This window comes from Achromobacter sp., from assembly GCF_057314935.1.
This window is the reverse complement of sequence record NZ_DBHKZA010000002.1, coordinates 137,091-161,234: the sequence shown is the minus strand read 5'-3', so window position 1 is coordinate 161,234 and position 24,144 is coordinate 137,091. Positions and strand designations below refer to the sequence as shown.

The following is a 24,144-nucleotide window of genomic DNA, read 5'->3' as shown; positions in this document are numbered from 1 at the left end:
AGGCCGGCGACGAGAGATAACGAAGGGCGCGCGACAATGTCGATGTTTCCTATGCTAGCTATTGGAAGTTTACTCAACGACGGGCGAACGATTCGTCCAGAATCGCTGCGCCGCGGGGGGGATTATCGCATCGCCGCAAGGGCAGGCGGGGAGCTCTCAAGGCCTTCGCCTGAGTTCAACTGTAGAAGTTCGTGCGATTGCGCGTGGCATCGGGCCGCTTCCCCCCCCAAACAGTCATTGAGCCTCGCGCCACACCACGACAGCTTCTTCAAACATCGAATTCTTATGTGTGTGCGCGATTGACGCCGCCAGGAAAAATGATGTCAGACTAAAATTCCGCTCCTGAAATTGTAGTCTGACACCTTTTTTGCCTTTATTTTGGTTAGAGCGGGCCAAGAACCGCGTCGACAAGATCTTCGCCGACTACCGGCGCGACGGTTTCGGTGCGACCACGGTGGTGGCCTGGTCGGGCATGGGCGTTTCGGTGCAGCTGGCATGGGACGGCTACCGGCCGCAGGCGCTGGGGGCGGCCATGAAGGCCTTGGGGTTCAAGTCGAACGACACCTGACTGGCGCCGCCGCCGCAAAGAAATCGGGGGGAAGCCGGCGCATGCCGGCTTCCCCCCGAGGCTTTTCGTGATGGCGGTGCCCGTTGGCTTACAGGGCCTGCATCTCGGTGTTGGCGTTGCGAGCCGGTTTCGCTGCGGCCGGGTTGGGCGCAGCGGGTGGGTTCACCGCCGGCACGCCCGTATTGGCCGTGGCGTTGTCCGTTACCGGCACTTCCACGTACGGCAGGTGCAGCGTCTGGCTGGTCATGGCGCGAATCTGGTTGGTCAGCGCGGGGCTGTCATTGAGCTTCTGACCATACGACGGGATGATCTCCTTCAGGCGCGCCTTCCAGCCGGCTTCCATCTGCTGCGGGAAGGCTTTGGCCAACAGGTTCAGCATGATGGGGGGCGAGGTCGATGCGCCGGGCGAAGCTCCCAGCAGCGCGGCGATGGTGTTGTCCTTGTCGGTCACCACTTCGGTGCCGAACTGCAGGATCGGGCCCTTTTCCGGATCGCGCTTGATGACCTGCACGCGTTCGCCGGCCGTCACCAGGCGCCAGTCTTCACGCTTGGCTTGCGGGAAATACTTCAGCAGCTGGGCGTGGCGGTCTTCGTCGGTCAGGCGGGCCTGGTTGACCAGGTACTTCACCAGGTCCAGGTTTTCCAGCCCGACGTCGACCATGCTGGTGACGTTGTTGTGGTTCACCGACGAGAACAGGTCGAACGCCGAGCCTTCCTTCAGGAACTTGGTCGTGGCCAGCGCGAACGGTCCGAACAGCACAACCGGCTTGCCGTCGAGCTTGCGCGCGTCCAGGTGGGGCACCGACATCGGCGGGGAATCCGTGTCGGCCATGCCGTAAGCCTTGACGTCGTGGCGTCCGGCGATGGACGACGCGTCAAAGGCCAGGAACTGGCCGCCCACCGGGAAGCCGGCGTAGTTCTTCGATTCGGGAATGCCCGACATCTGCAGCACCTTCAGCGATGCACCGCCGGCGCCGATGAAGACGAAGCGCGCCTTGGTGGTGCGTTCCTGGTTGGTCTTCAGGTCCTTGACCGTGACGTTCCAGGTCTTGTCGTCGTTCTGGCGCAGGGCGGTGACTTCATGCTGCAGCTGCAGCTTGAAGTTGGGGTTGCGCTGCAGGCCCTGGGTGAGCTGATTGGTGATGACGCCGAAGTTCACGTCGGTGCCCAGCGGCATGTAGGTAGCGGCAACCTTCTGATTGGGGTCGCGGCCTTCCATCAACAGCGGCGCCCATTGCTTGATCTGGGCGGTGTCGGTGGAATACTGCATGCCGTAGAACAGCGGGCTCTTGACCAGCGCGTCGCGGCGCTTGCGCAGGTATTCGATGCGGTCATCGCCCCACACGAAACTCATGTGGCCCGTGGGATTGATGAAGTCTGAGGGCTGGCCCAGGCGGCCGGCCTTGACCTGATGGGCCCAGAACTGGCGCGAGATCTCGAACTGCTCGGCAATGTTGACGGCGCGTTTGATGTCGACCGAGCCATCGGGCATTTCGGGGGTGTAGTTCAGTTCGGCAAAGCCCGAGTGGCCGGTACCCGCATTGTTCCAGCCATTGGAGCTTTCCAGTGCCACGCCGTCCAGACGTTCGAAGAGTTCGACGTGCCAGTCCGGCTGCAATTCCTGCAGATAGGTGGCCAGCGTCACGCTCATGATGCCGCCGCCGACGAGCACGGCGTCGACCGGCTTGTCGTTCTCGGCTGCCGGGACTGACCGCTGGTGCAGCGGCCAATAAAGAAACAGCGCCGCCGCAATGACCAGCAATGCAGCCAGGCTGCCCACGATTTTGAGGAACTTTCTCATGGGTTAGAGACCTTTTGGTTCAAAGGATTATTTTTTTCTTATGGGGACTTACAGGTAGACAGGGGTGGGCACCTCCGTGGCGGTCAAGCACGCGAAAGGCCGCCCGGGCGTCTGGGAACATGCGCCGGGATCAGGCAATCGGGCAAAAGTGGATCAAATGCCGACCGGGTCGGCGTGGGGTGTCGCTGCAGCTTGGAATAAGGGCAGGCTGGCCAGAGACTAGACGATTCTCGTTCCGTATAGGGGAATACCCCGATAAAGCGTGGTGGTTTCCCGGGGGCGAGATTGTATACAAGCTTGCGATCGACCACGTTTGCCGCCGCGCTGGGCGGCGGGGCGCAGGCAACCGACCGCGCCACCGCCATTTTCACGGCCATCGTGGGCGCGGTCACCCTGGCCCGAGCGGTGGGCGACGAGGCCATCGCGGCCCGCATACTGGCCGACGTCCGCGCGCTGGTGCTGCGCTGACGCCGGGCCGGGTTCATCGATGCACGCGCCCGAGATCTTCACGGCCTGTGCCCACTTAGTGACTTCGTGCTAGCCCGGTATTCGTGCGAAGCGATCCGTCCTTGCCACGGCGCAAGCCGCGGCAAGGACAATTCCCTATGCCTCCTTCTGTTCTTCAGGCGCATTTAACGCGCTCCCCGCGTCGTGTTTCAAGCCGAGCAGATCCAGCATGCCCAGCAGAGACACCAGCGCCACGAACAGGAACGCCAATCGATAAGCGGCCCCCGGGGCCTCCCGCAGGCCAAGCAGCGGCACGGCCCAGTCGCCCAGGCGAATGGCAATGGCTCCCAGCGCAATGCCCATACCCAGCGCCAACTGCGACATGGTCGAGAACAGCGAACTGGCGGCGCTGAGGTCTTCCTTGGGCATATCGGCAAACGCCAAGGTATTCAAAGCGGTGAACTGCATCGACCGCGACAGGCCGCCGATAAAAAGAATGATTGCAGTGGGCACAAAACCCATTTCCGGTCCGATGCACGCGCATGCGGCCAGGGCCAGGCTGTTGAATACGCCGTTGCACAACAGAATCCGACGAAAGCCAAACCGTTTCATCACCGGCGTGGTGAACAGCTTCATCGTCAGGTTGCCCGCGAACACCACCAGCACCAGTTGCCCAGCACGGAACGCATCCATGCCATACCCCACTTGAAACATCAGAGGCAGCATGAACGGCACCGCGCCGACCGACATGCGGAACAACGATCCGCCCCAGATATTGACGGCATAGGTGTGTTTTTTGATGGGCGCCAGTGACAGCATAGGATGGGGATGGCAATTCAGGTGCCTGATCCCCTTGTAGAGAAAGGCTAGCCCCATGGCCAGGCAAGGGTAGATCTGCCCCCATGGCAGAACGGGCCGGCCGAATAGTTCCAGGGCCCACAGCAGGCTGGTCAGCCCGCCGCCTATCCAGAAGAACCCCGTCCAGTCGAAAGGGCGCCGTTCATTGCCGTCTTCGGCGGGGATCAAGACCCATGCCGCCGTCAGCGCCGCTATGCCGATCGGAATATTGAGATAGAAGATCCACTGCCACGACGCGTATTCCGTGATGAAGCCCCCCAACGGAGGGCCCAGCACCGGTGCAAACAGACCCGGCCAGATCAGCATGGACATCACGCGCATCAAGTCGCCCTTGGGTGTGCTCTTGAGTAGCACCAGGCGCCCCACGGGCACCATCATCGCCCCTCCGATCCCTTGCAGGACCCGCAGCGCCACAAAGCCCCAAAGGTTGCTGACCAGTGCGCAAGCCAGAGAAGCAAGGGTGAATAGGATCAATGCCGAAGAAAAAACGCGGCGACTGCCGAACCGATCGGCCATCCAACCGCTGATGGGAATGAACACGCCCAGTGTCAACAGATAGGCGCTGACGCCCAGGCTGAGGTCCGTGGGAATGACGCCAAAATCTCGTGCCATCGCCGGCACGGCGGTCGTGATCACCGTGCCGTCCAGGTTTTCCATGAAGAACGCCGTGGCGACCAATAGAGCGGTGCAGGTATTTCGCCGTTTGTCCGCGTCAGCAGCCAAAGGCGCAGCAGGGGCTGGGGGGGCAGAATCGTGAGCCATGAATAACGGTTCCGAGAAGGAAACGCCCACGCCGGAAAGGCTTGGCCCACGCGAGCACGCAGCCGCACCGGTCCGCGGCGAAGGCGGTCCCAGGTGCGTTGGTTGACGTGAACGCTTACGGTGCAACGGGCGCTTTTCCCGTGCACTGGAGCTCACATTAGCACGGGTGCATGGACGCTGCCCAGACCTTCCCATCACACCGCATTTCAACGCATTTCAACGCATTGCGGGCGACACGTCGCTCTTGGATGCCTCTGGCACGAATAGCTTTTGAGTGCGCTTTACACACCATACGGACCCCGATCTCCTGCGACCGTTCCTGGCCGGGAGCCGTCCTCGACGACAGACCGTACCCGACCCAAGGCGCTGGACATGTGACGCTGTTTGGTACGGCAGTTTTTAAGGGAATTACGTCATTTGCGCTAGTGCGTGCTTCGGTAAAGTCGGGCCTGTCGAACCCGTCAACCCCACCAGGCCGAGCTTGCCGACCGGCCTCCCCATTCCGTTCATTCCCACCGATCGCGCTATGCCCCTATCAGCCTCCCACACTAAGGGCCGTCGCAACGCCCGTATCTTGGCTATCTGCCAGGGCCTATTCGTCGCCGCCATTTCCATCGACTTGACGCTGACGGCATTGACCGGCCACATGCTCGCGCCCAACAGAACGTTGTCGACGCTGCCATTTGCATTGATAACGGTAGCGGGCGCCGTGGTCACCTGGTTCGCTTCGTTGCTGATGCAGCGCATCGGCCGGCGAAATGGCTTCGCGCTGGGCGCCCTGGCCGGCGCGGCGGGCGGCGGCCTATCGGTTTGGGCCGTGTTCCACGCCGATTTCTGGGTGTTCTGTGTCGGCACCGCACTGGTCGGCGTGTTCCAGGCCTTTGCCCAGTACTACCGCCTAGCGGCGGCCGACGCCGTCGAACCCGCAGCCAAAAGCCGCGCGATCTCGGTGGTAATGGCCGGCGGCGTCATCGCCGCGGTTGTCGGCCCCGCGCTGGCCACCTGGAGCCGTGATCTGTTCGCGCCAGTGACCTTCGCCGGCGCCTATCTAATGGTGACCATGCTGGCACTGCTGTCCGCCGCACTGCTCTGGGGCGGCTATCGCGACGCCGAAGTGCCGGCTACGGGCGGCCTGGCGCAGGCCGGTCTGCCGGCGAGACCGCTGCGCGAGGTAGCGCGCCAGCCCGTGTTCGTGGCCGCGCTCGCCAACAACGTAGTCGGATCGGTCTCGATGATGTTCATCATGACTGCCGCGCCGCTGGCCGCGGTGGCGTGCAGCCACAGCATCGGTGACGGCGCCAACATCATGCAATGGCACCTGGTCGGCATGTACGCGCCGGCTTTCTTTGCCGGCGCGCTGATCCAGCGCCTCGGCCTGCCGCGGGTGCTGGGCGCCGGCATGCTGCTGAACGTCGCCTGCTCGCTGATCGCGATGGCCTCGGCGTCGTTGCCCGCGTTCTATGCGGCGCTGTTCTGTCTGGGCGTGGGATGGAATTTCATGTTCGTCGGTGGGACCACGCTGTTGGCGCAGTCCTACCGTCCCTCGGAACGCGCCCGAGCACAAGGCGCGGCCGAGATACTGCGTTATGCCGCTACCGCGCTGGCCACGCTGGCGGCCGGACCGGCGCTGGACGCCTTCGGGTGGGAAGCGCTAAACGCGGCCATGTTGCCGGTGGTGGTGGTTGCCGGTCTGATGACATGGTGGTGGGCACGTGGGCCGGCCCGGGGGGCTGCTGTGGCCGGGCCGGGCTAAACCTGTTTCAGAGCGATGATGCCGAACAGCGAGGTAGCAACAAAATCGTCCCAAGACGGCCTTCGTCATCGGTCATTCGTGGCGTCGGTATCTGCGGGATCTTTGTCCGACATTCCTCTTTCGTGCTCTCTCGTCCAGAAGGTATAAAGCTTCAGTCGCAACGAAGCGTTCCGTAATTCAGGTACCCCTCCGCCACATTCGACCGTATCGCAGTGACTTCCGGTTGATCCGACAGGCCCAGGCTTTGGCCCACCGATCGCGTGATCACGGTTCTTCCTGTCATCCAAGCCTGTTCCGCTGTTCCTTGTCTGCGGTCAGCCCGACCCGACAAAATTTTATGCATCGCACCTATTTCGAATTGGTTAAGCCAGGCATCGTGGCCGGTAACCTAGTATCTCTCGTCGGCGGCTACCTGCTTGCATCGCGAGGCGTCGTGGATGCCATTCATATGGCACTGGTGATGTCTGGAGTCGCGCTCGTAATCGGATCCGGATGCGCCGCCAACAACGTGATTGACCGTGACATCGACCGGCTCATGGAACGCACCTATACGCGCCCGATGGCCGCCGGCAGCATTTCGATAAGGTCGGCTCTGACCTTTGCCTGTATTCTGGGTTTCGTCGGGTTCTGCCTTTTGTATGCCGCGACGCGTCGAATTGAGCCGCTGGTCCTGATGCTCATCGGATACATTGTCTATGTAGGCCTGTACTCGCTTTTCCTGAAACGCAGATCGGTCCACGCCACGTTGGTCGGCAGCATATCGGGCGCGATCCCGCCTGTCGTGGGCTATTGTTCGGTACGCGGAACCATCGACACGGCCGCTGTCGCACTCTTCGTGATCTTCGGAATATGGCAAATGCCTCATTCGTACGCCATCGCCATGTTTAGATGGAAGGACTATGAAGCGGCGTGCATCCCCATCCTGCCCCTGGTGAAGGGGCGGCATCAAGCGAAGAGGCGCATCGTTTTGTACATTGCCGCATTTCTTGTGGCCGCGCTTTCCCTGGCGGCGCTTGGATACGTGGGAAATCTCTACATCTCTATCGTTCTATTAAGCGGACTGTACTGGCTGAAAACCGCCATGGACGGGTTTACGGCCGGCGACGATGTGCGCTGGGCGCGGCGGGTGTTCGCGGCTTCAATCGCTGCAGTCGTGCTGATCAGCGTGGCGATGGCTATTGATGCCCTTTGAAGGCATCAGCAATCCTGCAGATAAGGATGAATGAAATCCAGGAACGCCTTGACTCGCGCCGGCACCTTCCGGGTGGGGAGCAAGGCGACGAGCGGCACAGGCAGCAAAGACCATTGCCGCAGAACCTGGGAAATCTTGTCGTCGCCGCCGGCCTTTGCGGCCTCGAACTTCATGAGGGGCCCAATGCCGATTCCTGCGCGGACCAATGATCGGATCATGCTGGAATCGTTAGCCGCGACTTTGCCCGATACCCGCACCCGATCCATTCGTGCCCCGGAGCGCAACACCCATTCGAACTCGCCCCTGTGAGCGCCGGCAAGGCATTGGTGCCTGGCCAAGTCGGCCGGCGACCGGGGTGCTCGATGCCTATCAAGATAGTCAACGGATGCGTAAAGGCGCGGCGTCATCGCGCAGATTACGTGGGCAATCAGGCTGGAGTTGGGTTGATGGCCGAAGCGCAACGCGACGTCGCAGGTGCTGCTGATCGGGTCGACGTGCTGATTGCCCAACTCGAAATGACAATGGATATCGGGATACCGGCGGTGGAAGGCGTCGATCACTTTAGGTACGAGTGCCTGTGCCAGTGAGGCGGGGAGCGACACGCTCAGTTGCCCGCTGGCGCAGGCGATGCTTGTATGCAGCTGCTCGTGCGCAACACGAGCTTCATCGATGAGGTCCCGGCAACGCTCGAAGTAGAGCGCGCCGGCTTCGGTCAGGCCGACTTTCCGAGTGCTGCGCCTGAGCAACTGCACTCCCAGATCGCGTTCCAATCCGCTCACTCGCCGCGAGAGCGTCGACGGAGGAACTCCCAGCGCCGCCGCGGACAGGCTGAAATTGCCCCGCCTCGCGACCTCGATAAACATGGCAATGTCGTTCAGCTGTATGTTCGCGCGGAGCGCGTTGGATGACGAGCGGGCCGGGCCAAGCATCGCCGTCGGGATATCTGCCTTCATGCGCCACGCCCTCCATCCAGAGATAATCCGCCTTGAGCCCATCCAGAAGACGGGGAACTACTTGGTAACCGCGCGGTCGGCGCGGGCCGACTCCCAGCCACCGCCGAGCGCCTTGAACAGGTCCACCTGAGCATTCACGACCCGCGCTTCGCTTTCGGCAAGTTGCGCCTGCGCGTCAGCATAGGTGCGCTCGGCGTCGAGCAGAGCCAGACTGTCGGCGCGTCCCTCCCGCGCTTGTGCCCGAACGATGCGCGCCACGTTTTCCGCCTGGTCCCTGGCCGCGGCCAAGGACCAGCGCCGGTCCAGGCTTTGGGCGTAGTTCGAGAGCGCGGTTTCCGTTTCGCTCAAGGCCTGTAATATCGTCCCATCAAACGCCGCCAGCGCGGCCTGGGCGTCGGCGGTCGCGCCGTCGATGCGGGCGCGAATCGCTTCCTGATTCGGAAACGACCAGGAGAGGAGCGATCCGGCCAGCCAGCGTAGCGGGCCACTTCCGAAGAAGTCGTCTAGGCGTAACCCGGTAGAGCCGACCGACGCGCCGATGGAGACGCGCGGATACAGATCCGCCGTCACCACGCCTATCCTGGCCGTTTCCGCCGCCAGCCGTCGTTCCGCAGCGCGCACGTCCGGACGCCGGGTGAGGAGGGCCATCCCGTCGCCGATAGGGATGGGCTGCAGGATCGTGGGCGGTGCCGCAAGGGCGCTGGCCTCAGAGGGGAGGTCCTTGGGCGCTCGGCCGGTGAGCAGGGAGAGCCGGAACAGCTCGGCCTGGCGTTCGGCAACGATCCTGGGAATGTCGGATCGCCGCTGCTCCCGAAGCGCCGCGATACGCGCGGTGTCGAGCGAAGTTGTCAGGCCGGCGTCCTCCCTGCTGCTCGTCACGCCGACCGAGCGGTCCAGCAGCTCGACGATCTGCCGCGCCACGGCCAGGCGGTGCGCGGCGCTGGCGGCTCCCAGATAGGCGCGGGTCGTCGCCGCTACGATCGATACCCGCACGGCGTCCAGCTCGGCCTGTGCCGCTTGGTAGTCGCCCCGCGAGGCTTCGATGTTCCGCCGTACGCGGCCGAAAAGGTCTACCTCGTACGCGACGGACAGGCCCGCATCGACAACGGTATTCTCGCGATCGACGCCGGGCGAGGCCTGGATGGCGGATTGCCGCTGGCGGTTCACGCCTGCGGCGATCTCAGTGCTGGGTAGCCGATCGGAGGACGTTAGGCGAAGTTGGGCGCGCGCGCGGGCGAGCCGGGCAATCGCCACGCGCAGGTCGGTATTCGAGGCGAGCGCATCTTGTACCAGCCTGTCCAGCACCGGGTCCTGGTAGAGCTTCCACCAGTCGGCGGAAACGGGCGTGGCGTCGGGCGCGGTCGCATCGCTTTGGGTCAGGAAAGGCCCCGCCGCGGACGCCGGGAACGGCGGTGTCTCATAGTCCGGGCCGACCGCGCACGCGCTCAAGAGCAGCGGCGCAACCAGCATCGATAGGGTGTGCAATCGAATCACTTGATGCTTCCTGATTGTTCGTGCCGCGATTCCAGCGAACGGGCGCCGGTCTGCCGGGACAGCCGATCTCCGAGCTTGCGGCAAACGACGTAGAACGTCGGGGTATAGAGCAGGCCGAAGACGGTGACGCCGACCATGCCGAAGAAAACGGAGGTGCCCAAGGCCTGCCTCAACTCGGCGCCCGCGCCCGAGGCTAGGAGCATCGGCACAGCGCCAAGAATGAAGGCGAAACTCGTCATCAGGATTGGGCGCAGGCGGGTCTGCGCGGCGCGCACCGCCGCGGCGGCCGGCATCAAGCCGTCTTCCTCTTCCGCCTGTTTCGCGAACTCGACCACCAGGATCGCGTTCTTCGCGGCAAGGGCGATCAGCACCACGAGCCCGATCTGCGTCAGGACGTTGTTGTCCATTCCGCGAAGATTCACGCCGACCATGGCCGCGAAGAGGCACATGGGAACGATGAGGATGATGGCCAGGGGCAAAGTGAGGCTTTCGTATTGCGCCGCCAGCACCAGGAACACGAACACCACCGCCAGCGCGAAGACGAGGCCGGCCGTGTTGCCCGCGATCTTCTGCTGGAACGCGATGCCCGTCCATTCGTAGCCGTATCCCGGGGGCAACATCTGGTCTGCGAGCTTTTCCATCGTGGCTAGCGACTGGCCCGTGGAAGAGCCCGGCGCCGTGTCTCCGTCGACCTCGACCGCGGGGAACAGGTTGTAGCGCACGACCCTAAACGGCCCCGTTTCGCTCTTGAACGTGGCGACCGAGCCGATGGGCACCATGGCGCCGCTATCGGAGCGCGTCTTAAGATTGGCAATGTCGGATTCGCTGTTGCGCTGGCCTTGCTCGGCCTGGGCAACCACCCGGAACGTGCGCCCTAGTAGGTTGAAGTCGTTCACATAGGCCGAGCCGAGATAGACCTGCAGTGCTTCGAAGACGCGATCGGGCGGGACGCCCAGCACCTCGGCTTTGCGCCGGTCGATGTCGGCGAAGATGCGGGGGGTTGATGTGTTGAAGAATGAATAGACCTGCGATAAACCTTCGGTGCCGTTCGCCTTGGCCATGAGTTGATCGGAAATCGTCCCCAGCGGTTTGTAGCCGTGGCCGCCGCGATCCTGCACCATCATCCGGTAGCCGCCCGCCGAACCGATGCCGTCGATCAGCGGAGGAGGAATGATGAGAACCCGTGCTTGATCGATGTCCGAGACGGCCTTGCGTGCTTCATCGAGGATGTCGCTGGCGGGGCGGGACCGCTGTTCAAATGGCTTGAGCGGGATGAAGGCGGTGGCGGTGTTCGGGGAATTCGTGTTCGACGCGGCGTCGTAGCCGGGCAGCATGATCGTGCCTCGGACCCCATCGATCTTCAACAGGCGCTTGGACACCTCTTGCACCACGGCATCGGTACGCGCCAGCGAGGCTCCCGGTGGAAGTTGAGTGATCGATATTAGATAGCTCTGGTCTTGTGAGGGTACGAAGCCGGTGGGCGTTACCCAGAAAATGCCTATGGTCGCCAGCACAAGTCCGCAGTAGCTGATCAAGACACGCTTCGGGCGCACCACGAGCCATTGCGTCAATCGGCCGTAGCTGGCGCTGAACCGGTCGAATCGTTCGTTGAACCAGTCGCCGGCAAACTGCATGCGCCGGATGATCTGATGCCGACTTTTCTCCTTCGTGTGCGCCCGCAGAAGTACCGTGGCCAAGGCCGGCGAGAGCGTTAGCGACAAGACGAGCGAAATGACGGTAGCGCCGGAAATGGTGAGCGCAAACTGCTTGTAGAACGCCCCAGAAAGGCCGGTCAGAAAGAACGTGGGAATGAACACGGCGCAAAGCACGAGCACTATGGCCACCAGCGCCGCCGAAACCTCGTCCATCGAGATGCGAGCCGCTTCTAGCGGGTTCAGGCCCTGAGCGAGGTTTCTTTCCACGTTTTCAACCACGACGATGGCATCGTCCACCACTATGCCGATGGCGAGGACCAGCCCGAACAGCGACAAGCTGTTCAGACTGTAGCCAAACATCGCCAGCAAGGCGAAGGTGCCGACCAGCGAGATGGGAATCGCCACGACGGGGATGATGGCGGCGCGCCAGTTCTGCAGGAAGATGAAGATGACGAGCACAACGAGTGCCGCGGCTTCGAAAAGCGTATCCCGGACGGCTTCGGTAGACTGCGCGATGAAACGCGTTGAGTTCCACATGATCCGGTACTCAAGCCCTGGCGGAAACGCCTTGGCCGCTGCCTGCATCTCGCGTTCGAGAGTGATGCCGGTTTCAAGCGCGTTGGTTCCGGGCCGTTGAAATATGCCGATCATGATGGATGGCTTGCCTGACAAATAGGCATTGGTTCCGTAGTCGTCGGCACCCAGCTCCACGCGGGCGACGTCGCGAACGCGAGTCTGCCGGCCAGCGGGATCGGTGCGGATGACGATGTCGGCGAACTGCTCCGGCTCGCTCAACCGGCCCTGTGTCCGAACGTTTAGCTGGAAGGCGTCGGCACTCGGGGTGGGCGGTTGGCCTAGGGCTCCCGAGGCAACCTGCACATTTTGGGCACGGATGGCGGCGACGATCTCGCCGGCCGTCAGCTCACGCGCGGCGGCGCGCCGGGGGTCAATCCAGACGCGCATGGCCACTTCACGGCTGCCGAAAATTCGAGCCTCGCCGACTCCGTCGATACGGCTCAGCTTGTCGCGCAACTGCGTCAGGGCATAGTTTGAAAGATAGGTTTGATCCCGCGAGCCATCTGGAGAAACCAGGTTGATCGCCATCAGGGCACTGGGCGAAGTCTTGCGGGTGGTGACGCCCAGGCGCTGAACCTCTTGCGGCAGGCGAGGCACGGCCGCTGCCACCCGGTTCTGAACGAGCATCTGGGCCGCGTCGAGATCGGTCCCGACCTTGAACGTAATCGATATGGACACCTTCCCGTCCGCCGTGGACTGGCTGGACTGGTAGAGCATGTTCTCTACGCCATTGATTTCCTGCTCGATAGGAGCGGCAACGGTTTCCGCGACGGTTTCCGCCGACGCGCCAGGGTAGGTCGCGGAAACGACCACGGTGGGAGGGATGATGTCCGGATACTGCGCAACGGGAAGTGCAAAATAGGAGATCGCACCCACAATCGTGATGACGATCGCCAGCACCGCGGCGAATATCGGGCGCGTAATGAAGAAGCGCGACAGGCGCATGAGATTTTTCCTTTAGGACAGCCGCCAGCGCATCGTTACGACGCGGACGCGGGCTTGCTGCCGGAAATGAGAGGGGTCGAGTTCCCCATCCCGCTTTGGGAGGCCGCCGGTTCCGGCTTCGTTTGTACTTTTGCGCCGGGAATGGCGTGTTGTTGCCCGGCGACGATCACTCGGTCGTCGGCGGCCAGGCCGCCACGTACGATCCTGAGCCCATCAATGAGCGGGCCGAGTTCGATGGCCCTGACGAGCACGGTGCCTTCGGCGGAAACGGTTAGAACCGTCTTGCGCGTCTGGTCCATCTGGACCGCGGAATCGGGGATCAGCAAGGCAGGCGTGCCGGATCCGCTTGCTAGCCTCATGTTTCCGAACAATCCCGGCGTCAAGAACAATCTCGGATTCTCGATCACGGCACGCATCCGTATGGTCCCCGAGCGGGGGTCGATCCCGTTATCCGTGAAGTCGAGCTTTCCGCGCCAGGCGTAGTCAGGCTCATCCTGAAGACGTATCTCGACCTGGGTTTGGGCTGCGCTTGGTTCCTGTGCACGCATAGCTTTGAGGTACAGGGCTTCCGAAGCGTCGAATGTGAAATAGATCGGATCCAGCGCGTTGATGGTGGTCAGGCGGGTGCCGCTGCCGGCCTCTCCGCTCATGACCAGGTTGCCCGGGTCGACGCGTCGGTCAGAGACTCTGCCCGTAATGGGCGAGCGTACCTGGGTGAATTCCAGCTCAAGTGACTTCAGCGCGACGCGGGCTTGAGCGCCGGCGACGTTTGCCGTTCCCGTCCGCACACGCGCCTGCAACTGATCGATGTCGCTCTTGGAAATCGCGCTGTCGCCCGCCAGTCGATGCGCTCGCGCGAGGTCGGCGCGTGCCAGCGCGAGCTCGCTGGTCGCGCTCGCGAGGCCGGCTTGCGCCTCGGCGTAGGCGGCCTGGTAGGGGCGCGGGTCGATGGAGAAAAGCAATTGGCCCTGCTGGACGATTTCGCCGTCCTTGAAATGCACCCCTACGATTTGGCCCGACACCCTGGGAAGGACTTCCACGCGGCGGCTCGCTTCGAAACGGCCGACATAGTCGTCCCATTCGATAACGGTGCGCTGCATCGGCAATGCGACGGAAACCGTGGGAGGCTCGAAGGTACCGGCCGACAACGACTTCTTGCCGGGCAGTAGAAACAAGGCGCATGCCGTTGCGGTGGTGAGCCCCGCGGCCAGCAGGGCCACGCGCAGGAAGGTCGGTTTTGCTCTCGTGCGGGAGGTAAGGCGTGGACGGGTCATGCGGCTGCACTCCACGCAGGGTTGGACTCTCTATGCTTCATGTTGGATATCGCTATGTAAGAGGACTCGAATGCGCCATGCGTACGTCGGCCACGCTTCTACGGCCTATCCGTTGGCACAAACGCTTTCGTTGGCTCGAGACAATCCGTCCGGCGCGTGAGGGAGTCGCGTCGAGCGATGTGAATCCGGGTTATCCCAGGCTTTCAACGTGTGCAGATTCTCCGGCCGAGGAGCCAATGGCAAAAGGACTAAGTTCCCTCCTTTAGAGTCACAGCGTGCGGATTGGATGTTCTGATTCTTTCGATGCTGGGACGATGCGATGCGTCAGTTAATGCCCGCCATAACGGTGAAATTCTCTTCGTTGAGTGGCGGGAACACGTGATTCGCCATTGCCTCTGGCAGGCTGTGTCTCGTCGTGCCGGGGTGACGGTTTTTGAGGTATATATGTCTTACCCGCCACCATGCTGGGTGTGTACCATCAGATCTCGTCCACGCACCGGCCGGGAGCCAGGATGCGGTGGGGCCTCCTTCCGAGCGTTGTGCAAGAGTGTTATGAACCCAGCATCATCAAGCGCGAGTCCCGCTTCGCGGGACGTCGCTTTCCTCGTATTCCGCGACTTCCAGATCCAGGACGTGACCGGGCCGCTGGCGGCGTTCGAGGTGGCCAGCAGGCTCCTGGGCGACGACGCTTACGGATGCCAGGTCATATCGCTGGCTGGAGGACCCGTTCAAAGTTCGGCGGGCCTGGAAGTCACCACGGGGAAGGCCGGGTTTTCCGCCTACGACACAGTGATCGTGGCGGGAGCAGGCCTTGGCGCCTACCCCGACGACGCATTGCCGGAAACCTGCGACTACTTGAATCACGTCGTCGCCAAGGGCGCTCGCCGCATCGCAAGCGTATGCACTGGGGCCTTCATTCTGGCTGCGAGCGGCCTCTTGGACGGCCGGTGCGCGACGACGCACTGGAAATACGCCGCCCGTCTGCAACGGGAGTACCCCCGGGTGAAAGTGGATGGCGATCGGATCTTCACCCGGGAAGGTGGCATCTGGACGTCGGCCGGCGTCACGACTGGCATCGACATGGCGTTGGCAATGATCGAAGAGGATCATGGCGCCGACTTGTCTCACGCGGTCGCCCAGATGCTGGTCGTCTACCATCGCCGGCCCGGCGGGCAATCCCAATTTTCGGCCATCGCCGATATGGAGCCCGAGTCGGACAGAATTCGTAATGTGCTTACTTATATACGTGAACACTTGCACGAATCATTGTCGACCGAGCTCCTGGCTTCCGTGGCCTGCCTGAGCCCCCGGCAGTTCGGCCGCGCCTTTCTTGCCGAAACGGGGGAGACGCCGGCCAAGGCCGTCGAGCGCCTGAGAGTCGAGGTGGCCAGGCAGCGCGTCGAGCGTGGCGCGGAGCCTATCGAAATCATCGCCCACAAAATCGGTTTCACCGATCCCGAAAGAATGCGCCGGGCATTCATTCGCGTGCTTGGCCATCCGCCGCAGAGCATCCGGCGCATGGCATCCCGGGAAGCGTCTCCGCTTGCCTGACTCTGGTGCCCACCCGGGAGCGGAGCTAATCCTTTAATCCGGCGGCCGTCCGGACTGGCATGCCCAGTAGGTGCCCAGCGATTATTGCCGCGGAAGGCCCCGGTCATCCAGGCGATTAAACCTCGGCCGGCACTTCAGGCAGCGGCCCACGGGCCGCCGCCTGGGCGGCTGCTCTGCGTGTCTTCCTCATCGGCATATCCATGATCTTTAGTCCTCATGATATGCCTCGCACACAACATCACGGATAGGCCCGGGCGCTTACCATCAACCGCCATAGCATTGCGCGTGAGTAAAGTCGACCAAGCGCTTGTCTGAGGCATCTTGTGGCGTGGACGGCTCTACTTGGAAATGTCCGAACATATCGTCGTTGCAGATCCTCACGTTCTTGCGCTGCTTACCTTCCTGCAATACGCAGGAGCCGCCAAAACTGTGATTACTCCCAGCGACGCCAACCGGTAGATCAATCAGCCGGCTACAACCGATGATTCGGCCGTTGTGCTTCTGATACGCCAACGATTGGTTGAACGATTCAACACGGGAGTTGGGATCACGAATCGACACAACATTAACGCATTCGCCACTAACGGTTTGGTTGCCTGGCAGCTTGCAGTCTGAGTACACCTCGCCATCGGCAATACGTTCCTCATTACGCGCTAGCATCGCGATGCGGGTTGTGTATGCCTGCTGCAGGCAGGCGCTGTCTTGACAAATGCCACGAGCGTATTTGATCCAATTGCGCTGTTCTTTAGTCAACTCTTTCTTGCCATAGGCATCGGTTGCGGCTAGTGCTGTTTCATAGGCCCCTTGCAATTTTCCATCCAGCGCAGATGTCTCGGCATCGCTACAGATCAACCTTTCCGTAGTGCCTACGGCCTTGTTGCAATCAAAACTAGCGGCTTGGGCACCCGTCCATAGCGCTGCAAGGCCCAACGTAAAGAGGAGCTTCATCGCAGGTGTATACCGTATCTTCAGTGCGTAAGCGGGTGGGCGTGTTGAATGCGGCTGGGTCATGATCCTATCTTCTCAAGTTGTATGTGGATGATGTCTTGCGTACAGCACAACACATCCCCCTCGTGACACGTCAAATCAGCTTGACCGTGCTAATGCACATCTCTGGTCTTGTGATCTTGTCGCTGGAGCATCAGAAGCATTCTTATTCCAATACCCGGCTCAGTTTTTACCAGATCCAAGCTGACGCCTGGGCCTTTACCGACTAAAGCGGCGGCTCCATCACAATCTTCTCGGATGAGCCATCGCTACTTTAAGCTGGGCCAGTTCGGTGGTTGAAAGTACCGGCCCCATGCTGGCCAGCACCTCGGCAGGCCACGGCGCCGGGCGCTTGCAGCAATACGAAAGCCAGCGCAGAAAGCCACCTGCCATGGTGATGACAATCTCCTTTCGAGTAAAGGGAGATTTAGTGTGCGCCTACGGAGGGGCGCTATCCGACCCGAAGCTGACACCCCCGGACCCGCCGTCGTCTACATCGTGGCCCGTACTTTGGCGCAGGGTCGCGCATGCGGTCTTGCATCTGTACTGGGCGTCGCGCTTGGCAATCTCTCCATTGCATTGGGAGCCGCGCTCGGACTGGCCGCCGTATTTGCCGTGTCATCAGCCGCTTTTACCGCAGTGAAATGGGCCGGCGCTGCCTACCTCGTGTATCTGGGGATCCGGATGTGGAGGACGGCGTTGCCAGTCGCCGACGCAACGCCGCAGCGGCTGGCGCAGCCGTTGCGGCGCGTCTTTCGAGATGGTTGCATGGTCGCGCTGCTGAACCCGAAAACCACCTTGTTCTTCGCCGCCTTCCTGCCGCAGTTCATGGACGCTCACGGCAACCCACTGATGCAGACCGTTGCGCTCGGGGGTGTTTTCGTTGGTATCGCTTGCTGCACCGACGTCCTCTACGTGCTAATGGCAAGTCTCGTCGCTCCGCGCCTAAGACGGGCTGCATGGAGCGGCCGCAGGGGTAACCGGTTCGCGGGAACATCATTTATCGGTTTGGGCGTGCTCACGGCCATGGGCACGCGCCCGGCGCGCTGGAGGCGTTAGCGTTGCTTGAGCGCTTGAACGGCGGCCCCGGGCGCTACGCCGTTACAGAGGCGGCCTTCGACAATCTTGCCATGTCGGTGGAGGGCTTCTGCATCGCCGATCCGATTACCGGCGTGCGCATGCTGGATGAGGCCGATGAGCGTTTCGCGGGGCGCACCATGACCCTGCGGGCCGAGCCCTACCTGCCTGAAGGCGAGATGGACCGGTTCGTCATCCATCCGGTCCTGAAGCCTGCAATATCATAGGTACTCCATCCGAGGAAACTGACATGACATTGCAGCCACAACGCTTCCTGGATCATCTCGCCGCTCATGGCTGGACGGTGCTGCGGACCACGCCCACCCGGACGCCAGCGGCCGCGCCGGGCGAAGCGCACGGCTATGGCGCTTTCCTGGCGACATTCACCGAACTGCACAACGCGAACCAGACACGCTGGTTCCTGAGCGCAGCCGACCATGACTGCACGGCGGACAGCGCCTTTCCCTGGCACACCCTGCGCGATATCAGCCTGGAAGCCGCGCTGGACGACGCCGGCCGGCAGGCGGTCCTGGACTTCTGGCAACAGCACACGCCGATCTACATGAGCGTTGCGGGCGATTACGAATTCCTGGCGATAGAACGCGACTCGGGCCGCATCGTGCACGGCATCGAGCCGGAATTCGAGGACACCCGCGACGTCGCCCCGAATCTCGCGGCCCTGTTCGAAGACATGATTGCGGGCCGCGCTACGGCGGCGCTACTGGCGTAACGTCGTATGCAGCAACCTACGCAGCCCCATATGCCGCCCGATCTGAAGGCGTATACCCACGACGATATTCCTGCTCAGGAGACTTGGCTGGACTGTGCAATCGCTGACGGTGGCCGACTGCGCGTGGTGTTGCTTGCGGCCGATCCGCAGGCGGCGGCGCCGTTGCTGGCGCGAGCCCGCTCGATCGCCCAAGCTTTGGCCGCGCACCGCAACGCGGCGTTGCATTTCCTCTGGCGCGCGGGGCGCGACAGCGGCGACCCCGAAGATCCTCCCGCGGCGTTCCTCGAACACTTCGTGCCATCGGACTTGGTCGTCTCGACCGACGGCGGTTACGTGCTGCACCTGGCGGCGCGCGACGCGAGCTGGTTCATGGATGGCTATTGGCCGTCCGTGCAGTTTGCCGTAGACGATGTGCCCATAGCCTGGGTCTGCGAATCCTGACCCAGGCCGTCGCTTTCCGCCGACGTCTTCCACCCGAAGCGGAAGCTTCAACGTGCGCTCACCAACGGCTGCTGTGCGGCGAGTGCCGCCCGATCGCGCCTCATTGCCGCTTCAACGGCGGATTGCGGCCGGAGATGGAAGCTCCATACGAGGGCAGGAAACAAAGCGTCGCCCAAGTTCAATGACTTTACGGTGGAGAATGCCAAGTTCAACGGCTCGCGTATGGTGAGAGGCGTCGCTAATTGACCGCATACCTTGGCTCAACCGATACACAGGAGTGCTCATTTGAAAGCGTCCTTGTTTGCCCGGAAGTAAGCCCAAAGGTCCTCCATGCCCACCATCTCGAAGACGAACCATCCCGCAGTAAATAGCTGCTGTTGCCTCTTGGATGCGCTGGCGATCATTCCCGTATCGTCGGCGACTTTGGCAGCAGCGAGTTCATTGCCAGCTTCGGCTGATAAGGTTTGCAGCGCGCCTTGAAGCGCCAAAATGGCGCCTCTAAATAGGTCTCGATAGGAAGGATTGCCTACATATCTGTTCAGGCAGTCTTGCAATCGCTCGACACAGTCCGGATAGTCCTTGAGCATGTCGCATAAGGACTGAGGGACAGAGGGAGGAGGCTGAGGGGGCAAGGAATACTCCATTTCACGTGTTCCGCAAACGTCCGATGCTTCGATCATTGTGCCTCACTCAATGCCGCAATTTTCGCTGGGCGTCCGTCCTAACACGCTGTATATGAATGGCGGGCTCTGGCCGTCCGCCGTCGTGGGCGACAGGCAGCTTCCGACCCAAAGCGGCCCTTGTGCCTTGCCTAAAGCTGCCGTTCACCAATGTCCGTAGGACGTCTTGGAGCGTTTGACCTGCGTAAGAGCACCGTTGTCGTGGGCCGTGTAGAGGCAGAGCGCGAAGACCCGGTAATTGCCGTGTCCTGCCCCTTCCTGGGCCGAGATATCCAGACAGGTCGGAATGTTCGTGGTGTGCCGCAGGCACTAACCCGCGCGATATGGAAGCAGGCTCAACATAAGCCCTGATCGCGGTACTCACCCGGTGCGCCCAGCACGGCGCAGAACTTGTGGTTTTCGCCGGAATAGGTGTGCTTGGCGTGGATGGTCAGCGTGGCACCGGCCAACCCGACCTTCTTTGGGTTGCAAGACCAGAAGCCGCTGGAGATTTCGTTGTACGACGCCCTGGCAACGAGGCGCGGCGGTGGCCCGGGCTGCTGCTTTCCGGATGTCGTAGTGGTCAGCCACTCGATCCATACATGGCAGCTCACATGTTCGAAGCCCACGTTCTCCAAGATCACCCGGTAGGAGCCCTGCCCGTCGCGGGAATGCCAACTTCCGCCAGTCAGCGTCCCCAGGAGCTCCGCTTGATCCACGTCAGTCTCCGCAACGGAGGGGGCCATCACCAGGAACGAAAGGCTTAGCAACGCTGCTGCAAGAATTTTCATGGTTCGGATTGCCTGTCGAGAATCGGCGTGAACGGAGTGATGGACGGCGCGGCGGCGGTGTACCCGGCCCCGGCATTTGATGTCAAACCGAACGTCGGCAAGGCCAGGCATGTCTTGAACATTGATGATGCCAATAATCGCACTAATCCAGCCACGATTCTCGACACGGCGGCGTTTTATTGACTGGATGACAAGCATAACCGGCAGGTATTGCTGCAAGTCGCATCCAAGCTCGAAGAGCGGCGAGAGTTTCTGGCTGCCGCTCATAATCTCGGGTCAGCCGTCGGAAGCGGTTGAGCCAGCCGAAGCTGCGTTCGACCACCCAACACGCGGCAGCAGGACAAACCCCTTCTTGGCCTCAGGCAGTTTGACCACGTGTAGATCAATGCCTTGGGCTCGTGCGGCCTTGGCCGGGTGCTGCCCTGAGAGACCTCACGACGTGATGGACCCAGCAGGCGCTGGCACATAGTGCCCCATCAATTCCACCACCCAATCGATGAATAGGCGCAGCTTCGCGCTGACGTGCCGGTTCGGGGGGAAGGCGATGTAGAGCGGCATGGGGTCCAGGCGCCAGTCTTCGAAAATCGGCACCAGTTCGCCGCGCGCCAGGTAGGGCTGGACCATGTATTGCGGCAGCCACAGCACACCCATGCCGGCCAAGCCCGCGGCCAGGTACGCATTGCCGTCGTCCACCGCCAGCACGTAGCGCCCGTGCACGTTGACGCTTTCGTCGCCGCGGTGCATGGCGTAGGGAAAGGCGCGGCCGATGCGCGACCACAGGTAGCCCACGATCCGGTGATGCGTGTCTTCCAATTCCTTCGGGTGGGACGGCAGGCCGGCGCGTTCCAGATAGGCGGGGGCGGCATAGACGCCCAGTTGCAGGTCGGCCACCCGGCGGGCCACCAACGACTGGTTGGTGATTTCACCGCCGCGCACGACGCAATCGACGTTCTCGCCGATGACATCCACGATGCGGTCGCTGACGCCCATGTCCAGCTGGATGTCGGGATATCGGGCGTGGAATGCCGGTAGTGCGGGGATCAGGATCATGCGGGCAAGCGGGCTGGGCACGTCCACGCGCAAGCGGCCCCGGGGGGCGGCCGAGGCGGCGGACAAACCGGTTTCGGCATCGTCCATATCGGCCAGCAATTTGACGACGCGTTCGTAGTAGGCGGCGCCGTCGGCAGTGACGGCGACTCGGCGCGTGGTCCGGTTCAGCAGCTTGACGCGCAGGCGCGCCTCCAGTTGCTGCACCAGCTGCGTGACGCTGGTCTTGCTCATGTGCAGCGTTTCGGCCGCTTTGGTGAAGCTGCCGGCTTCCACCACGCGGGCGAATGCCTGCATCGCATCGAATCGGTCCATGCCGGCTCCAGGGAGGGTGCGGATTGTTTGGATTCTACAAACAGTGATGGACAACGTTGCCCGTTTATCGGGCCCGGACCGTTCTTTACAGTGAAGCCATGGTTAATGACGGGCCGTTTCCGGCCCATTGATGGAGCTTAGTGATGACTACGCGCGACGTCGTTTTTCCCCCCGGCCGCCAGGCGCTTTACGAACGCAACCGGTATTCACCGGCGATCCGGTCCAATGGTTTCCTGTTCGTGTCGGGGCAGGTGGGCAGCCGCGAGGACGGCTCGCCGGAGCCGGACCTTCAAACGCAGGTCCGGCGGGCGTTCGACAATCTGAACGCCATCTTGAAAGCGGCCGGAAGCACGTTCGACGACATCGTCGACGTGACGGTCTTCATGGTCGACCCCGCGTCCCAGTTCGAAACGATCTGGCAGGTGGTGCCGGAATACTGGGGCGAGGCGCCGCATCCGACCCTGACCGCCGTGGGCGTGACGTGGCTGTACGGCTTCGACTTCGAGATCAAGGTCATCGCGAAACTGCCGGAAGCCGCCAAGGGCTGATCCCGCCGCTTACTTCACGACGTAGTTGTTCGCCTCGTTTTCCCCTGCCCACTTTCGCAATGCGGCAATGAATTCGGGGCACACGTTGCCGTCGACGCTGGAATTGACGATGACGCTGTTCTGCATCTGCATCAGCACCTTGCATTCATACACGCGCGACCGGTTCTGGTAGTGGCCGGTCGTGTTCGTCTGGAAGACGGGGGTGGCGGCGGTGGTGTTTGTGGCGGCGATCATGCCGACAACCTGCTGGCTGGAGCCGGTCGTGACCCATTCCGTGTAGGGCGCGGTCTGATAGTCGGACCACTCCAGTTCGACGGTGTTGCCGACCGTGCGCGTCCTGGACGGTTCGCCCAAGGCCGCGATGGCGTCATTGATCGAACGGCCTTCCATGTTCTTGGCGACGTTCACGCTGGGCGAGAACGACAAGCCCGACTTGAACACATTGCCCAGCGAGGGCAGCGCGGAGCTGCCGCCCGTCGGCATCGGCGCGCAGCCGGCAAGGCTGGCCGCGGCGGCAATCAGGCTGGCGGCCAACCAGAGCGGTTTGCGGCGAATCGGGGAGGGCTGGGGCGACTTCATGGCGTGCTGTCGATGCTCCGTGGCGGATCAAGGTGGCTCAACGCGTTTTGTTTCTTTTCGTGACGGGCGGCTGGAAAGCCCGCCGACCCGTCTGGCGGCGCATGCGCCCGAGGCTTACGGTCTGCTTTCAGAAAAGTTCGACATTTTTACCGGAAAACGGGGCCAGTAGCCCTTCGCCGCATGTGAAATTTGTTACGTAATATGCCGGCGGGCGATATTCACAGGGGGACGGACCAGGGGAGCTTCTTGCTAAGATCGTCCCCGCTCTCCACTCGACCCCTGACTCCGACGATGATGTCTGCCCGATTCCTTCCCCTGATCCGTGCCGCGTTCGCCGCTCTCGCTTTGGTCGCGGGCTTGGCCTCTCCCGCGGCACAAGCTGACACCGTCTATGGCGGCGTTGCCACCGACGGCAAGCACTCCAAGATTTACTGGGTGATGCCGGAAAAGACGAAGCAGTGGGCCGATATGGGGGCCATCGCCGAGTGCAAGCGGGCGGGCGGCAAAGAATGCAAGGCGCTGACCACGTTCTGGGACAGCTGCATGGTCTATGCGCGCAATTCGCGTCAGGACCTGTTCCCGGGCAACAGCGTGTCGCCGGAAATGGCGGCCAAGAAGGCCATGCGCCGCTGCACGGCAGGCAGCCCGGACGGCAAGTGCCGGCTGACCACGATGCCGTTGTGCGCGGGCCCGGGCTACAGCGCCGAAGATCTGGCGGCCCCGAAGCGGGCCAAGCCCGCCGACGTGGAAGCGCTGTCGGCCAAGCTGGACAGCCGCGGCTACTGGGGCGCCGTGGCTGAAAACGGCGATGGCGGCGTGCTCTATGCGGACGGCTACCCCACCGAAGACGAGGCGGTCACCACGCTGTTGAAGTGGGAAGACTGCAAGGATTGCCGCAAGCTGCTGACCTATAAGGACAGCTGCGTGGGCATGGCCTGGGTCAAGGGCAGCGAAGGCCGCGGTACCCGATTCACGGCGATGAACACCGATGCGGTGTCGGCGCGCGAGGCGTCGCGCACCACGTGCACGGCCAAGACCGGCGCGCCAGCTTGCATGGCCATGGTGCGCTGCTCGGGCCGCGCCTATATGGACGGTTACCCGGGCGAAGACGTGAAGGCGCAGTAAGCGCTTTCGGCCCACG

General features: G+C 62.3%; 21 protein-coding genes and 1 pseudogene. 11 read left to right on the top strand and 11 right to left on the bottom strand.

Annotated features, from left to right (window positions below; all coding sequences use genetic code 11):
* Positions 1-367: 367 nt before the first annotated feature.
* Positions 368-568, top strand: coding sequence for a hypothetical protein (locus ACO6D5_RS01480; protein ID WP_485824442.1), 201 nt, complete (start codon positions 368-370; stop codon positions 566-568).
* 88 nt (positions 569-656) lie between these two features.
* Here the strand turns inward: ACO6D5_RS01480 and mqo are convergent, their stop codons facing one another.
* Positions 657-2,369: a malate dehydrogenase (quinone) gene (gene mqo / locus ACO6D5_RS01475; protein WP_485824438.1), complete on the bottom strand. Its 1,713-nt coding sequence runs from the start codon at positions 2,367-2,369 to the stop codon at positions 657-659.
* A gap of 297 nt (positions 2,370-2,666) precedes the next feature.
* On the opposite strand from mqo, the gene ACO6D5_RS01470 reads away from it, so the two are divergent.
* Positions 2,667-2,837: a hypothetical protein gene (locus ACO6D5_RS01470; RefSeq protein ID WP_485824437.1), complete on the top strand. Its 171-nt coding sequence runs from the start codon at positions 2,667-2,669 to the stop codon at positions 2,835-2,837.
* Positions 2,838-2,972: 135 nt separating this feature from the next.
* On the opposite strand, the gene ACO6D5_RS01465 is transcribed toward ACO6D5_RS01470, so the two are convergent.
* Positions 2,973-4,436 carry an MFS transporter gene (locus ACO6D5_RS01465; RefSeq protein WP_485824436.1) on the bottom strand — a complete coding sequence of 488 codons (1,464 nt, stop codon included), beginning with the start codon at positions 4,434-4,436 and terminating at the stop codon, positions 2,973-2,975.
* Positions 4,437-4,962: 526 nt separating this feature from the next.
* On the opposite strand from ACO6D5_RS01465, the gene ACO6D5_RS01460 reads away from it, so the two are divergent.
* Positions 4,963-6,189 (top strand): MFS transporter, encoded by a 1,227-nt coding sequence (locus ACO6D5_RS01460; protein WP_485824441.1) that lies wholly within the window; start codon positions 4,963-4,965, stop codon positions 6,187-6,189.
* Between the two features lie 337 nt (positions 6,190-6,526).
* A complete protein-coding gene (cyoE, locus tag ACO6D5_RS01455; protein WP_485824435.1) occupies positions 6,527-7,381 on the top strand; it encodes a heme o synthase in 855 nt (284 codons plus the stop codon).
* A 5-nt stretch (positions 7,382-7,386) separates the two neighbouring features.
* Here the strand turns inward: cyoE and ACO6D5_RS01450 are convergent, their stop codons facing one another.
* Genes ACO6D5_RS01450 through ACO6D5_RS01435 form a run of 4 tightly spaced genes read right to left on the bottom strand, consistent with a single transcriptional unit; the run spans position 7,387 to position 14,278 of the window.
* Complete coding sequence (locus ACO6D5_RS01450; RefSeq protein WP_485824434.1) at positions 7,387-8,334, bottom strand: LysR substrate-binding domain-containing protein; 948 nt, start codon at positions 8,332-8,334, stop codon at positions 7,387-7,389.
* A 57-nt stretch (positions 8,335-8,391) separates the two neighbouring features.
* Positions 8,392-9,828: an efflux transporter outer membrane subunit gene (locus ACO6D5_RS01445; RefSeq protein ID WP_485824433.1), complete on the bottom strand. Its 1,437-nt coding sequence runs from the start codon at positions 9,826-9,828 to the stop codon at positions 8,392-8,394.
* Positions 9,825-13,004: an efflux RND transporter permease subunit gene (locus ACO6D5_RS01440; RefSeq protein WP_485824432.1), complete on the bottom strand. Its 3,180-nt coding sequence runs from the start codon at positions 13,002-13,004 to the stop codon at positions 9,825-9,827. The genes ACO6D5_RS01445 and ACO6D5_RS01440 overlap by 4 nt, the downstream gene beginning before the upstream one ends.
* Before the next feature lie 35 nt (positions 13,005-13,039).
* Entirely contained in the window at positions 13,040-14,278 is a 1,239-nt protein-coding gene (locus ACO6D5_RS01435; RefSeq protein ID WP_485824431.1) for an efflux RND transporter periplasmic adaptor subunit, read from the bottom strand.
* A gap of 552 nt (positions 14,279-14,830) precedes the next feature.
* Here ACO6D5_RS01435 and ACO6D5_RS01430 point away from each other — a divergent pair.
* The gene (locus ACO6D5_RS01430) at positions 14,831-15,829 is read left to right on the top strand and encodes a GlxA family transcriptional regulator (RefSeq protein ID WP_485824430.1); all 999 of its coding nucleotides are present in this window, start codon (positions 14,831-14,833) and stop codon (positions 15,827-15,829) included.
* Positions 15,830-16,093: 264 nt separating this feature from the next.
* On the opposite strand, the gene ACO6D5_RS01425 is transcribed toward ACO6D5_RS01430, so the two are convergent.
* Positions 16,094-16,840: a lysozyme inhibitor LprI family protein gene (locus tag ACO6D5_RS01425; RefSeq protein WP_485824429.1), complete on the bottom strand. Its 747-nt coding sequence runs from the start codon at positions 16,838-16,840 to the stop codon at positions 16,094-16,096.
* A gap of 408 nt (positions 16,841-17,248) precedes the next feature.
* On the opposite strand from ACO6D5_RS01425, the gene ACO6D5_RS01420 reads away from it, so the two are divergent.
* From ACO6D5_RS01420 to ACO6D5_RS01405, 4 genes are read left to right on the top strand one after another with little or no spacing between them, the layout of a single operon-like run.
* Positions 17,249-17,875, top strand: coding sequence for a LysE family translocator (locus ACO6D5_RS01420; RefSeq protein WP_485824428.1), 627 nt, complete (start codon positions 17,249-17,251; stop codon positions 17,873-17,875).
* Between the two features lie 2 nt (positions 17,876-17,877).
* Positions 17,878-18,120 (top strand): hypothetical protein, encoded by a 243-nt coding sequence (locus ACO6D5_RS01415; protein ID WP_315847406.1) that lies wholly within the window; start codon positions 17,878-17,880, stop codon positions 18,118-18,120.
* 23 nt (positions 18,121-18,143) lie between these two features.
* Entirely contained in the window at positions 18,144-18,623 is a 480-nt protein-coding gene (locus tag ACO6D5_RS01410; RefSeq protein WP_485824427.1) for a hypothetical protein, read from the top strand.
* A 30-nt stretch (positions 18,624-18,653) separates the two neighbouring features.
* The gene (locus ACO6D5_RS01405) at positions 18,654-19,064 is read left to right on the top strand and encodes a hypothetical protein (protein WP_485824426.1); all 411 of its coding nucleotides are present in this window, start codon (positions 18,654-18,656) and stop codon (positions 19,062-19,064) included.
* Between the two features lie 281 nt (positions 19,065-19,345).
* Here the strand turns inward: ACO6D5_RS01405 and ACO6D5_RS01400 are convergent, their stop codons facing one another.
* The 3 genes and pseudogenes from ACO6D5_RS01400 to ACO6D5_RS01390 form a co-directional block, all read right to left on the bottom strand.
* Positions 19,346-19,651, bottom strand: coding sequence for a hypothetical protein (locus tag ACO6D5_RS01400; RefSeq protein ID WP_485824425.1), 306 nt, complete (start codon positions 19,649-19,651; stop codon positions 19,346-19,348).
* Between the two features lie 1,005 nt (positions 19,652-20,656).
* A pseudogene (locus ACO6D5_RS01395) lies at positions 20,657-20,928 on the bottom strand (transposase); the annotation flags it as partial.
* A gap of 18 nt (positions 20,929-20,946) precedes the next feature.
* Positions 20,947-21,876, bottom strand: a complete 930-nt coding sequence (locus tag ACO6D5_RS01390) for a LysR family transcriptional regulator (protein WP_485824424.1) — start codon at positions 21,874-21,876, stop codon at positions 20,947-20,949.
* 143 nt (positions 21,877-22,019) lie between these two features.
* Here ACO6D5_RS01390 and ACO6D5_RS01385 point away from each other — a divergent pair, with 143 nt between their 5' ends.
* A complete protein-coding gene (locus tag ACO6D5_RS01385) occupies positions 22,020-22,424 on the top strand; it encodes a RidA family protein (RefSeq protein WP_485824423.1) in 405 nt (134 codons plus the stop codon).
* Between the two features lie 9 nt (positions 22,425-22,433).
* On the opposite strand, the gene ACO6D5_RS01380 is transcribed toward ACO6D5_RS01385, so the two are convergent.
* Positions 22,434-23,003 carry a hypothetical protein gene (locus ACO6D5_RS01380; RefSeq protein WP_485824422.1) on the bottom strand — a complete coding sequence of 190 codons (570 nt, stop codon included), beginning with the start codon at positions 23,001-23,003 and terminating at the stop codon, positions 22,434-22,436.
* Positions 23,004-23,294: 291 nt separating this feature from the next.
* On the opposite strand from ACO6D5_RS01380, the gene ACO6D5_RS01375 reads away from it, so the two are divergent.
* Positions 23,295-24,128: a DUF4189 domain-containing protein gene (locus ACO6D5_RS01375; RefSeq protein ID WP_315846970.1), complete on the top strand. Its 834-nt coding sequence runs from the start codon at positions 23,295-23,297 to the stop codon at positions 24,126-24,128.
* Positions 24,129-24,144: the final 16 nt, after the last annotated feature.

What these genes read in the sequence shown, in the direction of transcription:
- ACO6D5_RS01425 (WP_485824429.1), bottom strand. Translation starts at nt 16,840, where the DNA reads ATGACCCAGCCGCATTCAACACGCCCACCCGCTTACGCACTGAAGATA.
- ACO6D5_RS01465 (WP_485824436.1), bottom strand. Translation starts at nt 4,436, where the DNA reads ATGGCTCACGATTCTGCCCCCCCAGCCCCTGCTGCGCCTTTGGCTGCT.
- ACO6D5_RS01385 (WP_485824423.1), top strand. Translation starts at nt 22,020, where the DNA reads ATGACTACGCGCGACGTCGTTTTTCCCCCCGGCCGCCAGGCGCTTTAC.
- ACO6D5_RS01435 (WP_485824431.1), bottom strand. Translation starts at nt 14,278, where the DNA reads ATGACCCGTCCACGCCTTACCTCCCGCACGAGAGCAAAACCGACCTTC.
- ACO6D5_RS01405 (WP_485824426.1), top strand. Translation starts at nt 18,654, where the DNA reads ATGCCGCCCGATCTGAAGGCGTATACCCACGACGATATTCCTGCTCAG.
- mqo (WP_485824438.1), bottom strand. Translation starts at nt 2,369, where the DNA reads ATGAGAAAGTTCCTCAAAATCGTGGGCAGCCTGGCTGCATTGCTGGTC.
- ACO6D5_RS01410 (WP_485824427.1), top strand. Translation starts at nt 18,144, where the DNA reads ATGACATTGCAGCCACAACGCTTCCTGGATCATCTCGCCGCTCATGGC.
- ACO6D5_RS01460 (WP_485824441.1), top strand. Translation starts at nt 4,963, where the DNA reads ATGCCCCTATCAGCCTCCCACACTAAGGGCCGTCGCAACGCCCGTATC.
- ACO6D5_RS01380 (WP_485824422.1), bottom strand. Translation starts at nt 23,003, where the DNA reads ATGAAGTCGCCCCAGCCCTCCCCGATTCGCCGCAAACCGCTCTGGTTG.
- ACO6D5_RS01430 (WP_485824430.1), top strand. Translation starts at nt 14,831, where the DNA reads ATGAACCCAGCATCATCAAGCGCGAGTCCCGCTTCGCGGGACGTCGCT.
- ACO6D5_RS01375 (WP_315846970.1), top strand. Translation starts at nt 23,295, where the DNA reads ATGATGTCTGCCCGATTCCTTCCCCTGATCCGTGCCGCGTTCGCCGCT.
- ACO6D5_RS01400 (WP_485824425.1), bottom strand. Translation starts at nt 19,651, where the DNA reads ATGCTCAAGGACTATCCGGACTGTGTCGAGCGATTGCAAGACTGCCTG.
- ACO6D5_RS01390 (WP_485824424.1), bottom strand. Translation starts at nt 21,876, where the DNA reads ATGGACCGATTCGATGCGATGCAGGCATTCGCCCGCGTGGTGGAAGCC.
- cyoE (WP_485824435.1), top strand. Translation starts at nt 6,527, where the DNA reads ATGCATCGCACCTATTTCGAATTGGTTAAGCCAGGCATCGTGGCCGGT.
- ACO6D5_RS01440 (WP_485824432.1), bottom strand. Translation starts at nt 13,004, where the DNA reads ATGCGCCTGTCGCGCTTCTTCATTACGCGCCCGATATTCGCCGCGGTG.
- ACO6D5_RS01450 (WP_485824434.1), bottom strand. Translation starts at nt 8,334, where the DNA reads ATGAAGGCAGATATCCCGACGGCGATGCTTGGCCCGGCCCGCTCGTCA.